The organism is Pantoea pleuroti (assembly GCF_014156615.1).
Taxonomy (GTDB): domain Bacteria; phylum Pseudomonadota; class Gammaproteobacteria; order Enterobacterales; family Enterobacteriaceae; genus Pantoea; species Pantoea agglomerans.
Genome location: NZ_SBFD01000002.1, coordinates 78,365 through 92,241 on the forward strand (window position 1 = coordinate 78,365; position 13,877 = coordinate 92,241).

Sequence of the window (13,877 nt, forward strand, 5' to 3'; positions counted from 1 at the left end):
GGTCTGCGTTAACATCTTGTTTAATACACTTCGCGTATACTTTCTGCAGGTTGACTCAAACAGAGTGTAAGGAATTCCTATGCGTGTTCTGGTTGTTGAAGACAATGCCCTGCTGCGCCATCATCTCGCCGTCCAGTTACGTGACATGGGCCACCAGGTCGATGCCGCCGAAGACGCCAAAGAAGCTGACTATTTTCTTCGGGAACATCTGCCCGATATCGCGCTGGTGGATCTCGGCCTGCCGGATGAAGATGGGATGTCTCTGATTCGCCGCTGGCGCAGCGATGCCGTGCGCCAGCCGATTCTGGTGCTGACCGCCCGTGAAGGCTGGCAGGCCAAAGTTGAGGCGCTGGAAGCCGGTGCGGATGACTACGTCACCAAGCCATTTCATATTGAAGAAGTCGCGGCACGCCTGCAGGCGCTGATGCGTCGTAACAGCGGTCATGCCTCGCAAATCATCGATATGGCCCCGTTTCAGGTTGATCTCTCCCGCCGTGAACTGACGGTCAATGAACAGCCGGTGAAGCTCACGGCCTTTGAGTACACCATTGTCGAGACGCTGATCCGTAACGCGGGCAAAGTGGTAAGCAAAGACTCGCTGATGCTGCAGCTCTATCCTGACGCTGAACTGCGTGAAAGCCACACCATCGACGTTCTTATGGGTCGTCTGCGCAAAAAAATTCTGGCGTTGCATCCTACTGACGTGATCGCCACCGTGCGTGGCCAGGGCTACCGCTTTGATCTCTGACCATGTCCTGGTTTAATCGTTATCGCCCTATTTCGCTGCGCGCCCGCTTTCTGCTGGCCTCCGCAGCGATCGTCCTCTTCCTCTCACTCTCCTACGGCATGGTGGCGGTGATTGGCTATGTGGTCAGTTTCGATAAAAATACCTACCGCGTGATGCGCGGCGAGAGCAACCTGTTCTTTACGCTGGCGCAATGGCATGACAACAAACTCACCATCGCCCAGCCGGAACGGATGACGCTCAACTTCCCGACGCTGGTATTTATTTACGATGAGCACGGCAAGCTGTTGTGGCAGCAACGCGACGTGCCGGAGATCCGCAAGAAGATCCGCCGTGAATGGCTGCTGAAGCCTGACTTCTACGAGATTGATACCAGTAACCGTACCAGCATGGTGGCGATGGGCAATAACCTGAATGCTCAGCAACGACTCAACGACTGGGACAATGACAGCAACGATACCTTTACCCATTCGGTCGCCGTTAACCGTTACGATGCCACAACGAATCTGCCCGCGCTCACTATTGTGGTGGTCGACTCTATCCCGCAGGAGTTGCAGCATTCTGATGTGGTCTGGTCGTGGTTCAGCTATGTGCTGGCAGCCAACCTGATACTGATCATTCCGTTGCTGTGGCTGGCGGCGCACTGGAGTCTGCGGCCGATTGGCGCGCTGACGCAGCAGGTGCGCGAACTGGAGACCAGTCAGCGCGAAAATCTGGCGGATAATCCGCCGCAGGAACTGCGCAGTCTGGTGCGTAACCTCAATCTGTTGCTGACCAATGAGCGGCAACGCTATACCCGCTATCGCACCACGCTTTCAGACCTGACCCACAGCCTGAAAACGCCGCTGGCCGTTTTGCAGAGCACCCTGCGCTCGCTGCGCAACGGCAAGGAACTGACGGTGGAACAGGCTGAGCCGGTGATGCTGGAGCAGATTAGTCGTATCTCGCAGCAGGTCGGTTATTATCTGCATCGCGCCAGTATGCAGGCCGATCACAATCCGCTGCAGCGCGATCTGCATTCCGTTTCCGGTCTGCTCGACAAGCTCTGCTCGGCCCTGAATAAAGTCTATCAGCGTAAAGGCGTGGCGATTTCGCTGGATATCTCACCGGAGCTGACCTTTGTTGGCGACCAGAATGACTTTATGGAAGTGCTCGGCAACGTGCTCGATAACGCCTGCAAATATTGCCTGGAATTTATCGAAATCAGCGCTTTTCAGAGCGAAAATGCACTCCATCTCTATATTGACGATGATGGTCCGGGCATTCCCGAGAGCAAGCGCGATTTAGTGTTTGTCCGGGGTCAGCGTGCCGATACCCTGCGTCCCGGTCAGGGACTGGGTCTGGCGGTGGTGCGCGATATTCTTGAGCAATATGAGGGCAACGTCATCGCCTCCAGCAGCGCACTCGGCGGAACACGCATGGAAGTGGTCTTTCAGCGCCAGGAAGTCGAACATCGCCGCGAGTAGAAAACCCTCAGGGCTGTTATACTTGCTGGCATTTACAGCCCTAAGCGGAACCCTTTTATGGACTATCAGCTCGATATTAACTGGCCCGATTTTATTCAGCGTTACTGGCAGAAACGCCCGGTAGTGCTGAAGCGTGGTTTTAAAAACTTTGTCGATCCTCTTTCACCGGATGAACTGGCCGGTCTGGCGATGGAAAACGAGGTGGATAGCCGCCTGGTCAGTCATCAGGATGGCAAATGGCAGGTCAGCCACGGCCCGTTCGAGAGCTATGATCATCTGGGTGAGAACAACTGGTCGCTGCTGGTACAGGCGGTCAATCACTGGCATGAACCCTCTGCCGCACTGATGCGCCCTTTCCGTTTCCTGCCTGACTGGCGTGTTGATGACCTGATGGTGTCGTTTGCCGTGCCTGGCGGCGGCGTCGGTCCCCATTTTGATCAGTATGATGTCTTTATTATTCAGGGTGCCGGTCGCCGTCGCTGGCGCGTCGGTGAAAAGGTGCCGCTGAAGCAGCACTGCCCGCACCCGGATCTGCTGCAGGTTGAGCCATTCGACGCCATCATCGATGAAGAGATGGAGCCGGGTGATATTCTCTATATTCCGCCAGGGTTCCCGCATGAAGGCTACTCGCTGGAAAACGCCCTGAACTACTCCGTGGGTTTCCGTGCCCCCAGCGGACGCGAGTTAATCAGCGGCTTTGCGGATTACGCGCTGGCCAATGAGCTGGGCAGCCTGCGCTTCAGCGATCCGGATGTGCCTGCACGTGATTGCCCGTCGCAGATTCTGCCGCAGGAGATCGAAGGCGTACGTCAGTTGATGCTGGATGTGGTCAATCAGCCGGAGCATTTCGCTCAATGGTTCGGCGAATTCATTTCCCAGTCACGTCACGAACTCGATGTCGCGCCGCCGGAACCGCCTTATCAGCCCGATGAAATTTATGATGCGCTGCAACAGGGCGATACCCTGAGCCGGTTAGGTGGCCTGCGTGTCCTGACGATTGGTGATGCGGTCTATGTCAACGGTGAGCGGGTTGAGTGTTCACATCCCGATGTGATGGCGGTCCTGGCGCGCCACTATCGCATCACACTGGACGATCTGGGGGATGCGCTGGATGACCCGTCGGTACTGGCGCAGATTGCTGATCTGGTCAATGCCGGATACTGGTACTTCGGCGACGAATAATCTGAGCTGATACTGAAACAGGCTCTCTTGCCGCCGTGGCAGAGAGCCTTTTTTGTGTCTGCGGGTTTAATTCTTCTTCTGCGCCGCCAGCTCTGACAGCCGCACAATCACTTCCACCGATTTCGCCATGATATTCAGCGAAGCAAACTCATGCTTACCGTGATAGTTATAGCCACCGGTAAAGATGTTCGGGCAAGGTAACCCTTTCCACGACAGCGCCGATCCATCCGTACCGCCGCGAATCGGTTTCACTACCGGCTCAATGCCGCAGTCACGCATCGCCTGTAAAGCCAGTTCGATGATGTGCGGGAACGGCTCCACTTTTTCACGCATGTTGCGATAGCTGTTGGTGATTTCGACGATGACTGAACAGTCCGGGTGCAGGGTTTTGTTGATCTCTGCGGCAATCTGCAGCAGCGTCTGTTTACGCTGTTCAAAACTCTCCGTTTCGAAGTCACGAATGATATAGAGCATCTCGGCGTGTTCAACGCTGCCTTTGATCTGATGCAGGTGATAGAAGCCCTGGTAGCCGTCAGTATATTGCGGTTTTTCGCTGGACGGGACGGCGGCATGAAACTGGTTTGCCAGATCCAGCGCATTGACCATCACCCCTTTGGCGGAGCCAGGGTGCACGTTGTTACCGACGATTTTGACGGTGGCCGAAGCAGCATTGAAGTTCTCATATTCGAACTCCCCTAAATCACTGCCATCAATGGTGTAGGCCCAGTCAGCAGCAAAGCCTTCCACATCAAAGTGAGAAGTGCCGCGGCCAATCTCTTCATCGGGCGTAAAGGCAACACGGATCGCACCGTGCGGCGTATCGCTCGCAGCCAGTTGCGCCATTGCCGTCATAATCTCGGCAATACCTGCTTTATCATCCGCGCCCAGCAGGGTTTTGCCATCGGTGGTAATCAGCGTATGCCCAATCAGCTTGTGCAGCACCGGGAACATCACCGGCGAGAGAATTTCGTTGCCGTTACCCAGCGCAATGTCTCCGCCGCGATAATTTTCAATAATCTGCGGATTAACATGTTTCGCCGTAAAGTCTGGCGAGGTATCCATGTGAGAGATGAAACCGATGACTGGCGTCGGCCAGTCAACATTGGCGGGCAGCGTGCCCATGACGCAACAGTGATCGCTTAAGGAGACATCGACAAAACCCAGTGCCAGCAACTCCTCCTGCAGCTGACGCGCCAGAGTCCACTGCCCTTCACTGCTGGGCACCTGGCGCGCCTGCGGCTTAGCCTGTGTCTCAACGGCCACATAACTTAAAAAGCGCTCAAGTAACTGTTCCATATCCCATCCTTTAAAAGTGCCATCCGGTATTATTAACAGACCAGCCGGTTACAACGTTGCGTAAAATCATTCGCAGACAGGTTAGCGCTGTCGATGACCTTTGGGAAAGCAATAAGCCCGAAAAAAACGGCTGATTACGAGATTGTTGCGGCAAGCCTCGCAATGTTGATAAGCACCGGGCGGCTGGAATCAGCATGATGGGCAAAAAAACGGCGAGGCGGCCATAGCCGCCCCTGCTTACTTATAAAGCGCGCGCAGCAGCTTATGCACAAACTCCGGCACCACTTCGCTCGCCAGGCCGTAATGTCGCTCGGCAAATTCATTGCCCACCTGGCTTGGCTCCAGGTTCAGCTCAACAGTATGCGCGCCCTGCAGTTTGGCTTCATGGACAAAACCCGCCGCCGGATAGACATGGCCTGAGGTGCCGATAGCGATAAAGTAATCGGCCTGTTCCAGCGCCTGATAAATCTGCTCCATGCCCAGCGGCATCTCACCAAACCACACTACGTGCGGCCGCAGCGCCGAGGGAAACTGGCAGCAGGTGCAGCGATCGTCCGGGTTGATATCACCGGTCCACTCAATGACCTGACCGCTGGTGACACAGCGCACTTTTAAAAGCTCACCATGCATATGCAGCACCCGGCTGTTTCCGGCACGCTCATGCAGATTGTCGATGTTTTGCGTGACCAGCAAAAAGTTATCGCCTAATACCTGTTCCAGCTCCGCCAGCGCCAGATGGGCCGCGTTAGGCTGAATCTCTGCCTCCTGCAATTGCTGACGGCGCGCATTGTAAAAGCGCTGCACCAGCGCAGGATCGCGCTGAAATCCTTCGGGCGTCGCAACATCTTCAACGTGGTGCTCTTCCCACAGGCCGTCAGCCGCGCGGAAGGTCCGGATGCCGGACTCCGCTGAGATGCCTGCGCCGGTCAGCACGACAATATGCGGCTGAGGATGGGCGGCCAGTTCGGCCTGACGATCGCGCTCAAATATGCGCTGGCGAAAGCGCTGATGCACTTTTCTCCGGGTTTTCTTCAGGCGGGCAAGTCGTATGCGGCGACGTGGTGTACGCATAAAATCTCCTGGCGTAGCAGCTGCGGCGAGCCGCTCTAAACAGATTCCGGGTTAACATCACCCGATAGTAACGGTTGCTGAGGGTCGCGCCCAACAGCAAAGGTCTTAAACAGATGCGGCGCGAAAGGATTCGCGCCGCATTTTTTCACTGACCGCTTAATACCCGAGCCGGGTCAATGCGGCTGGCGCGTCTGGCGGGATACCAGCTCGCCAGCAGGCTCAGCAGAATCGCGGTAATCAATACTGAGAACACATCAATCCAGTGCAGTTCCGACGGCAGGAAATCAATGAAGTAGATATCACCCGCCAGCAGATGATGGCCGGTAACCGACTCCAGCCCGCGCACCAGTGAGGTCAGATTCAGCGCCACCAGCACGCCCGCGACCACGCCGCTGACGCTGCCCAGCAAGCCTGCCAGCAAACCGTACCAGATGAAGATGGCGCGGATAAGCCGGTCTTTAGCACCGAGGGTACGGAGCACCGCAATGTCACTGCTCTTATCCTTCACCGCCATCACCAGCGTTGAGACGATGTTAAAGCAGGCGACGCCAATCACCAGCACCATCGCCAGATACATGATGGCGCGGATCATCTGAATATCGCGGTACATATAGCCGTAGGTGCCAATCCAGCTCTTGATGTAGACGTAGGAACGGGTCGCTTCACCGGCATCCCGCACCAGTTTGACCGCCTGGAACGGGTCGGTCATCTTCAGGGCGATGCCAGACACGCTGTCACCCATCTCCAGATAGTGCTGCGCATCGGCGAGTGGCACCAGCGCCAGGCTGTGATCGAGCATGCCGCTCAGTTGCAGAATACCGCTGACCTGAAGCCGGATACGTTTAGGCTGAAGCAGTTTGTTATCACCATCGTTATTGGGGATCATGATGGTGATCCAGTCGCCCTGCTTCACATTAAGCGATTTAGCAATGCCGCCGCCCAGAATGATCTGCTGCTTACCGGCGGCAAAAGAGGACCAGCCGTTATCTGCCACAAACTGTGGCAGGGCACTGAGGCGCGGCTCCTGTGCCGGATCAACGCCCTTTACCTGCAGCGCTTCCAGCCGGGCGCCGCTCTCAATCAGGCCGGTGAAGTTAACATAAGGCGCCGCCGCCGCAATGCCGGGCACCTTTTCAATCGGGGCAATCATCGACTGCCAGTGCTGGAATGGCTGATTGACCGCCTCGATCTCGCCATGCGGCACCACCGCCAGAATGCGGTTGTTCAGCTCACGCTCAAAACCATTCATGGCGCTCAGACCGATAATGAGCACCGCCACGCCCAGCGCAATACCGATGGTGGAGATCACCGAAATCAGCGACACCATGCCGCCACGACGGCGGCCACGGCTAAAGCGCAGGCCCAGCAACAGGGATAACGACGAACCCATTACACCGCTCCTGCCATGGTGAGCTGCTCGCTTAACTGACCATCACGCATCTCCATCTGACGCGTCATGCGTTTTGCCAGCATCAGATCGTGGGTTACCACCAGAAACGCGGTGCCCTGACGCACGTTCAGTTCGCCCAGTAATTCAAAAATGGCGTCGGCGTTGCGCGCATCGAGGTTACCGGTTGGCTCATCCGCCATCACCAGCCGTGGGCGGTTAACCAGCGCCCGGGCAATCGCCACGCGCTGGCGTTCGCCGCCTGATAGTTCAGAAGGCCGGTGCGCAGCGCGATGGTCCAGCCCGACCGCGGCCAGCATCTCGCGGGCGCGATCCTGCGCTTCCGTTTTAGCCGTTTTGCCAATCAGCAGCGGCATCGCCACGTTCTCCAGCGCGCTGAAGTCCGGCAGCAGATGGTGGAATTGATAGATAAAGCCCAGCTCGCGATTACGCAGTTCCGCTTTGGCCGACGAGGACATGGCATTCAGTGACTGGCCATCAAACACCACGTCGCCCGATGTCGGTGCATCCAGGCCGCCGAGCAGATGCAGCAGCGTACTTTTACCGGAACCGGAGCTGCCGACAATCGCTGTCAGTTCACCGGGCTGGAGGCTGAAAGCCACATTGCGCAGCACATCGGTCTGCACGCTGCCTTCCTGATAGCGTTTGCACAGGTCGCGGCACTGCAACAAAGGAGTGTTACTCATAACGTAAAGCCTCAGCAGGTTGAACGGCGGCAGCGCGCCACGAAGGATAGAGCGTAGACAACAGCGCCACAATCATGGCGCTGAGGGCGATGGTGACCACCTGCCACACATTAATATCAACCGGCAATGCGGCACCATCAAGGAACAGGCCAATCACCGGCATTAAGTTGTTGAGCTGGCTGGCCAGCAAGACACCGAGCAGCGTGCCGAGCAGCGTGCCGATAATCCCGGCGCTGGCACCCTGCACCATAAACACCGCCACTATTTGCCGGCGCGTCAGGCCCTGGGTTTGCAGGATCGCCACTTCGCCCTGCTTCTCCATGATCAGCAGGCCTAACGAGGTGATGATGTTAAAGGCAGCCACCGCGATGATCAGGCTCAGCAGCAGGCCCATCATGTTCTTTTCCATACGCACTGCCTGGAAGAGATCGCCTTTACGCTCACGCCAGTCTTTCCAGACCAGGCCCGCAGGCAGTGTCTGCTGACTCAGACTGTCGACCGACAGCGGTTTATCCAGCCACAGTCGCCAGCCGGTAATATTACCGGCCGGATAGCGCATCACGCGCGACGCATCCTGAAGATTGACCAGAATCTGATAACCATCGACTTCGCTGTTAGCGGCATAGGTGCCCGCTACGGTAAACAGACGCTGACTTGGCACGCGTCCCATCGGGGTGAACTGGCTGACCGACGGCACCATCAGACGCAGCTGATCGCCACGTTTTACGCCAAGCTGGGATGCCAGCTGTTCGCCGAGGATGACATTATACTGCCCGGCCTGCAGCACGCTCTGCCGGGTATTGACCAGGAAAGGGGTAAGCGGATCTTTTTCAGCCGGCTCAATGCCCAGCATCACGCCAACGGAGACGCTGTGCGGGCTTTGCAGCACCACATTGGCGGTGGTCAGCGGCGCGATACGGCTGACACCCTGCAGATTCAGCGAAGTGGCGGGTTGCTGTTGTGGATTGAGACTGCCTTTGTCGCTGGTGATCAGCGCCTGAGGCATCAGGCCAAGAATATTGCCTTCGAGTTCACGCTCAAAACCGTTCATCACCGATAACACGGTGACCATCGCCAGCACGCCGAGCGTAATGCCAATCGTTGAGAGCCAGGAGACAAAGCGACCGAAGCGATCCGATGCTCGTCCACGCATATAACGCAGACCGATAAATAGCGCGACAGGTTGATACATGGAATCCAGTAAGCCGTTGCCTGAAAATAGGTAGTGGGATGATAAAGGAGCGGCTGGCTTTATGAAACCTCTAACCCTCTGAGTCGGCAGCAAAGTTGCATCCGGATGCGTCACATTCCGCGCCAAAGCAGCGGAATAGCCGATAAAGCCGCCGCTTATTGGCTGATTATTCAGCGCCCAGGGGGGTAGACTACAATCAGTACCACGATCACGGGTGATTTATCGCCGGGCAGTATGAGGTAGCGACCATGTTGAAATTTCCCAAAGGCAGCATCGTTAAACATAAATCCGGGGAGATCAGAGGCGAAATCATCAACGTCTTTGAGCAGGGAAACGCACCAGCCGGCTACTACGTAAAGTGGGACGACGGTAACCTCAGCTATCATCCTGAGCAGGAGTTATCCTGGGCGAATATCGACCGCCCACGCATGCATTACACACAGCAATCCATAAAATAAAATGCCCGCTTAACCCCGTCGCTGCATGGCGACGGCGGTTTTTTCTGATCCCTTGCCAGACTCCGTCTATCCTCTCTTTATCCGCACGATTACCGCTGACGCCCGGTAATGGCTGACCGCTCCCCTGGTTCAGCGCGGCGCGGCAGGAAAATTGTGCCGCAGAGGTGATCCCCCTGACATAATATGGAATGATTACGTCCTGGAAAAATGGAGCAACCCCGAGATCCCATGCCCGAACAGACTCGTTATACCCTGCCCGTTAAATCCGGCGATCACCGTCAGCTCGGCCAGCTCATAGGCGCGGCGCACGCGGTGGAGTGTGCCAGCATTACCGAACGACATGCTGGTCCGGTGTTAATGATTACACCCGATACCCAAACCGCTCTGCGTCTGCTGGATGAAATCCGCCAGTTTACCGATCTGCCGGTGGCGCACCTTGCCGACTGGGAAACGCTGCCCTACGACAGCTTTTCGCCGCATCAGGATATTATCTCCGCCCGCCTGTCGACCCTCTACCAGCTGCCGGTGATGCAGCGCGGTATGCTGATCATGCCGGTCAACACCCTGATGCAGCGCGTCTGCCCGCACAGTTTCCTGCACGGCCATGCGCTGGTGATGAAGCAGGGACAAAAACTGTCTCGCGACCGGCTGCGCGACCAGCTTGAGCAGGCCGGTTATCGCCATGTCGATCAGGTGATGGAGCACGGTGAATACGCCACGCGCGGCGCCCTGCTCGATCTGTTCCCGATGGGCAGCGATCAGCCCTACCGCATCGACTTTTTCGATGATGAGATCGACAGCCTGCGCCTGTTCGACGTCGACAGTCAGCGCACGCTGGAAGCGGTCCCCGAAATTAACCTGTTGCCTGCGCATGAGTTTCCCAGCGACAAAGCCGCCATTGAGCTGTTCCGCAGCCGCTGGCGTGAAACGTTTGATGTGCGCCGTGAGTCGGAGCATGTCTATCAGCAGGTCAGCAAAGGCACGCTGCCAGCGGGCATCGAATACTGGCAGCCGCTGTTTTTTGAGCAGCCGTTACCCAGCCTGTTCAGCTATCTGCCCGACAATACCCTGATTGTGAACTGCGGCGATCTTGAAGGCAGCGCCAGCCGCTTCTGGCAGGATGCCGAGGCGCGTTATGAAAATCGCCGCGTTGATCCGATGCGTCCACTGCTGGAGCCGGTCACCCTGTGGCTGCGTCCGGATGCATTAATGGGAGAGCTGAAAGCCTGGCCGCGCATCCAGATGACCAATGAGGTGCTGCCCGCCAAAGCCGCGAATACCAACCTCGGCTATACCCCACTGCCTGATCTGACCGTTCAGGCGCAGGCGAAAGCGCCGCTGGATCATCTGCGTCAGTTTATTGAGACCTTCAGCGGCACCGTGGTCTTCTCGGTGGAAAGTGAAGGCCGCCGTGAGAGCCTGCAGGATCTGCTGGCACGGATTAAACTGCGTCCTCAGCCTGTGCACCGCTTCGATGAAACCTGCGAAGAGCGTTTCCGACTGATGATCGGCGCCAGCGAGCGCGGTTTTATCGATACCCAGGGCAACCGGGCGCTGATTTGCGAAAGCGATTTGCTGGGCGAACGCGTCAGCCGTCGCCGTCAGGATACCCGTCGCACTATCAATCCGGACATTCTGATCCGTAACCTGGCGGAGCTGCATCCTGGCCAGCCGGTGGTGCATCTGGAACACGGTGTGGGTCGTTATATCGGCCTCACCACACTGGAAGCCGGCGGCATTGAGGCGGAATATCTGATGCTCTCCTACGCCAATGACGCCAAACTTTATGTGCCGGTTTCATCGCTGCACCTGATCAGCCGCTACGCGGGCGGTGCTGACGATAATGCACCACTGCACAAACTGGGCAGCGATGCCTGGTCGCGCGCACGGCAGAAAGCGGCTGAGAAAGTGCGTGATGTGGCGGCTGAACTGCTGGATATCTATGCTCAGCGCGCCGCCAAAACCGGCTTTGCCTTTAAGCATAATCGCGAGCAGTATCAGCTGTTCTGCGAAAGCTTCCCGTTTGAAACCACCCCGGACCAGGCGCAGGCGATCAACGCGGTGCTGAGTGATATGTGCGAGCCGCTGGCGATGGATCGTCTGGTGTGCGGCGACGTTGGTTTCGGTAAAACCGAAGTGGCCATGCGCGCGGCGTTTCTGGCGATTGAGAACCATAAACAGGTGGCCGTGCTGGTGCCGACCACCCTGCTGGCACAGCAGCATTACGATAACTTCCGCGATCGCTTCGCCAACTGGCCGGTTCGCATTGAGATGCTTTCCCGTTTCCGTACTGCCAAAGAGCAGGCGCAGGTGCTGGAACAGGCCAGCGATGGCAAGATCGACATCTTAATCGGCACCCATAAGCTGCTGATGAGCGATCTCAAATGGCACGATCTCGGTCTGCTGATTGTCGATGAAGAGCACCGTTTCGGCGTGCGTCACAAAGAGCGCATCAAGGCGATGCGCGCCGATGTGGACATTCTGACGCTGACCGCAACACCAATCCCTCGCACCCTGAATATGGCCATGAGCGGCATGCGCGATCTCTCGATCATCGCCACGCCACCTGCCCGCCGTTTAGCGGTGAAAACCTTTGTCCGTGAATTTGACGATCTGGTGATCCGGGAAGCGATCCTGCGTGAGGTTCTGCGTGGCGGACAGGTCTACTACCTCTACAACGACGTAGAAAATATCGAGAAAGCGGCGCAGCGTCTCAGCGAACTGGTGCCGGAAGCGCGTGTCGCTATTGGTCATGGTCAGATGCGTGAGCGTGATCTGGAACGGGTGATGAACGATTTCCACCATCAGCGTTTCAACGTGCTGGTCTGTACCACCATTATCGAAACCGGTATCGACATTCCGACCGCCAATACCATCATCATCGAGCGGGCCGATCACTTTGGCCTGGCGCAGTTGCATCAGCTGCGTGGTCGCGTCGGGCGCTCGCATCATCAGGCTTATGCCTGGCTGTTAACACCGCATCCGAAGTCGATGACCGCCGATGCGCATAAGCGGCTGGAGGCGATCGCTTCGCTGGAAGATCTGGGAGCCGGTTTTGCCCTGGCAACGCATGACCTGGAGATTCGCGGTGCTGGCGAACTGCTGGGTGATGAGCAGAGCGGACAGATGGAGACGCTGGGCTTCACGCTTTATATGGAGCTGCTGGAGAATGCGGTCGAGGCGCTGAAAGCGGGTCGCGAGCCGTCACTGGAAGATCTCACCAGCAACCAGACCGAGGTGGAGCTGCGGATGCCCGCCCTGCTGCCCGAGACCTTTATCCCGGATGTCAGTACCCGTCTTTCACTCTATAAACGCATCGCCAGCGCGGAGGCTGAAGAGGAGCTGCAGGAGCTGAAGGTTGAGATGATCGACCGCTTTGGCCTGCTGCCCGATCCGGCGCGTAACCTGCTGGATGTGGCGATTATCCGGCTGAAAGCCCGCGCTGTCGGTCTGCGTAAGATCGAAGCCAGCGACAAAGGCGGTTATTTCGATTTTGCGCCGAAGAACAACGTGGATCCGGCATGGCTGATAGGCCTGCTGCAGAAAGAGCCTCAGCAGTGGAAGCTGGATGGGCCGACGCGACTGCGGTTTACCCGTGAGCTATCGGAAAGAAAAGTGCGGCTTGAGTGGGTGCAGGGATTCGTTTCGCAACTGGCTCAACGGCAGGCGTAACACCCTGCCCGTGCGTTGCTGAGCTAACCGGTAAAGCGCCGGTTAGTTTGCCGCAAAAAAAGGCGCATCCTGAGATGCGCCTTTTTCATTACTGCTGTATTACGTTGTGCTGTGTGGCCGCGTGAGCGGCAAAGCTTTGCCCAATTACGCCTGATCGCCGTTGAGAACCAGCTGACCATTGCGATCCAGTGGAATACGCGTGCCGGGGTCATTTTCCATACGGATTTTACCCTGCTGATCGCCTATTTTATAGGTCACGTCATATCCCAGTTTTTTCTCTTGTTTGTCGTAAACGGTTTTGCAGCGCTGTTCGGTTGTGGTGTAGGTATCCCGATCCTGCAGTCCGCCCTGGACCTGATTACCGGCATAACCCCCCGCTACCGCACCTGCTACTGTCGCCACATCTCTGCCGCGACCGCCACCAAACTGGTGACCCAGCACTCCACCTGCCACTGCACCTAATACAGACCCGGCAAGACGGTTTTCATCCTGCACGGCCCGACGGTGAGTCAGAGTGACATTACGGCACTCCTGACGAGGCTGTTTAATGCTCTCTTTGATTGGCGTTGCAGACAGTACCTGAGCATATTGAGGACCGCGATCAAACACGTTCATGCCTGCTACGGCTGCAACACCCAGAGCTGCTGCCACACCAATACCGATACCCGCTAACATTGATTTATTCACAGGAAGTTCCTCCT

General features: G+C 57.0%; 11 protein-coding genes. 5 read left to right on the plus strand and 6 right to left on the minus strand.

Features of this window, described 5'->3' with window-relative positions:
* Positions 1 to 79: 79 nt before the first annotated feature.
* From phoP to EPG66_RS04375, 3 genes are read left to right on the plus strand one after another with little or no spacing between them, the layout of a single operon-like run.
* Positions 80 to 748, plus strand: coding sequence for a two-component system response regulator PhoP (phoP, locus tag EPG66_RS04365; RefSeq protein ID WP_010246270.1), 669 nt, complete (start codon positions 80 to 82; stop codon positions 746 to 748).
* A 2-nt stretch (positions 749 to 750) separates the two neighbouring features.
* On the plus strand, positions 751 to 2,211 hold the full coding sequence (phoQ, locus tag EPG66_RS04370; RefSeq protein ID WP_010669868.1) for a two-component system sensor histidine kinase PhoQ: 1,461 nt from the start codon (positions 751 to 753) through the stop codon (positions 2,209 to 2,211).
* Between the two features lie 57 nt (positions 2,212 to 2,268).
* Positions 2,269 to 3,393 carry a ribosomal protein uL16 3-hydroxylase gene (locus EPG66_RS04375; RefSeq protein WP_031593448.1) on the plus strand — a complete coding sequence of 375 codons (1,125 nt, stop codon included), beginning with the start codon at positions 2,269 to 2,271 and terminating at the stop codon, positions 3,391 to 3,393.
* 66 nt (positions 3,394 to 3,459) lie between these two features.
* Here EPG66_RS04375 and pepT read toward each other — a convergent pair whose 3' ends face one another.
* The 5 genes from pepT to lolC all read right to left on the minus strand — a co-directional run bounded on the left by pepT (position 3,460) and on the right by lolC (position 9,046).
* The gene (gene pepT / locus EPG66_RS04380) at positions 3,460 to 4,689 is read right to left on the minus strand and encodes a peptidase T (protein ID WP_083068363.1); all 1,230 of its coding nucleotides are present in this window, start codon (positions 4,687 to 4,689) and stop codon (positions 3,460 to 3,462) included.
* A 237-nt stretch (positions 4,690 to 4,926) separates the two neighbouring features.
* Positions 4,927 to 5,760, minus strand: coding sequence for a Sir2 family NAD+-dependent deacetylase (gene cobB / locus EPG66_RS04385; protein ID WP_182686075.1), 834 nt, complete (start codon positions 5,758 to 5,760; stop codon positions 4,927 to 4,929).
* Positions 5,761 to 5,905: 145 nt separating this feature from the next.
* Entirely contained in the window at positions 5,906 to 7,150 is a 1,245-nt protein-coding gene (lolE, locus tag EPG66_RS04390) for a lipoprotein-releasing ABC transporter permease subunit LolE (protein ID WP_010669866.1), read from the minus strand.
* On the minus strand, positions 7,150 to 7,854 hold the full coding sequence (lolD, locus tag EPG66_RS04395; RefSeq protein WP_064704508.1) for a lipoprotein-releasing ABC transporter ATP-binding protein LolD: 705 nt from the start codon (positions 7,852 to 7,854) through the stop codon (positions 7,150 to 7,152). The genes lolE and lolD overlap by 1 nt, the downstream gene beginning before the upstream one ends.
* Positions 7,847 to 9,046, minus strand: coding sequence for a lipoprotein-releasing ABC transporter permease subunit LolC (gene lolC, locus EPG66_RS04400; protein WP_010246284.1), 1,200 nt, complete (start codon positions 9,044 to 9,046; stop codon positions 7,847 to 7,849). Before lolC ends, lolD begins: the two co-directional genes overlap by 8 nt.
* 248 nt (positions 9,047 to 9,294) lie before the next feature.
* Between lolC and EPG66_RS04405 the strand changes: the two genes are divergently transcribed.
* Both EPG66_RS04405 and mfd read left to right on the plus strand, forming a co-directional pair.
* Entirely contained in the window at positions 9,295 to 9,504 is a 210-nt protein-coding gene (locus tag EPG66_RS04405) for a hypothetical protein (RefSeq protein WP_003849845.1), read from the plus strand.
* Positions 9,505 to 9,732: 228 nt separating this feature from the next.
* On the plus strand, positions 9,733 to 13,176 hold the full coding sequence (gene mfd, locus EPG66_RS04410) for a transcription-repair coupling factor (RefSeq protein ID WP_182686077.1): 3,444 nt from the start codon (positions 9,733 to 9,735) through the stop codon (positions 13,174 to 13,176).
* Between the two features lie 144 nt (positions 13,177 to 13,320).
* Here mfd and EPG66_RS04415 read toward each other — a convergent pair whose 3' ends face one another.
* Positions 13,321 to 13,863 (minus strand): glycine zipper 2TM domain-containing protein, encoded by a 543-nt coding sequence (locus EPG66_RS04415; RefSeq protein ID WP_003849847.1) that lies wholly within the window; start codon positions 13,861 to 13,863, stop codon positions 13,321 to 13,323.
* Positions 13,864 to 13,877: the final 14 nt, after the last annotated feature.

Coding starts and splice junctions, on each gene's coding strand:
- lolD (WP_064704508.1), bottom strand. CDS start 7,854: ATGAGTAACACTCCTTTGTTGCAGTGCCGCGACCTGTGCAAACGCTAT.
- phoQ (WP_010669868.1), top strand. CDS start 751: ATGTCCTGGTTTAATCGTTATCGCCCTATTTCGCTGCGCGCCCGCTTT.
- lolC (WP_010246284.1), bottom strand. CDS start 9,046: ATGTATCAACCTGTCGCGCTATTTATCGGTCTGCGTTATATGCGTGGA.
- EPG66_RS04375 (WP_031593448.1), top strand. CDS start 2,269: ATGGACTATCAGCTCGATATTAACTGGCCCGATTTTATTCAGCGTTAC.
- mfd (WP_182686077.1), top strand. CDS start 9,733: ATGCCCGAACAGACTCGTTATACCCTGCCCGTTAAATCCGGCGATCAC.
- lolE (WP_010669866.1), bottom strand. CDS start 7,150: ATGGGTTCGTCGTTATCCCTGTTGCTGGGCCTGCGCTTTAGCCGTGGC.
- pepT (WP_083068363.1), bottom strand. CDS start 4,689: ATGGAACAGTTACTTGAGCGCTTTTTAAGTTATGTGGCCGTTGAGACA.
- phoP (WP_010246270.1), top strand. CDS start 80: ATGCGTGTTCTGGTTGTTGAAGACAATGCCCTGCTGCGCCATCATCTC.
- cobB (WP_182686075.1), bottom strand. CDS start 5,760: ATGCGTACACCACGTCGCCGCATACGACTTGCCCGCCTGAAGAAAACC.
- EPG66_RS04405 (WP_003849845.1), top strand. CDS start 9,295: ATGTTGAAATTTCCCAAAGGCAGCATCGTTAAACATAAATCCGGGGAG.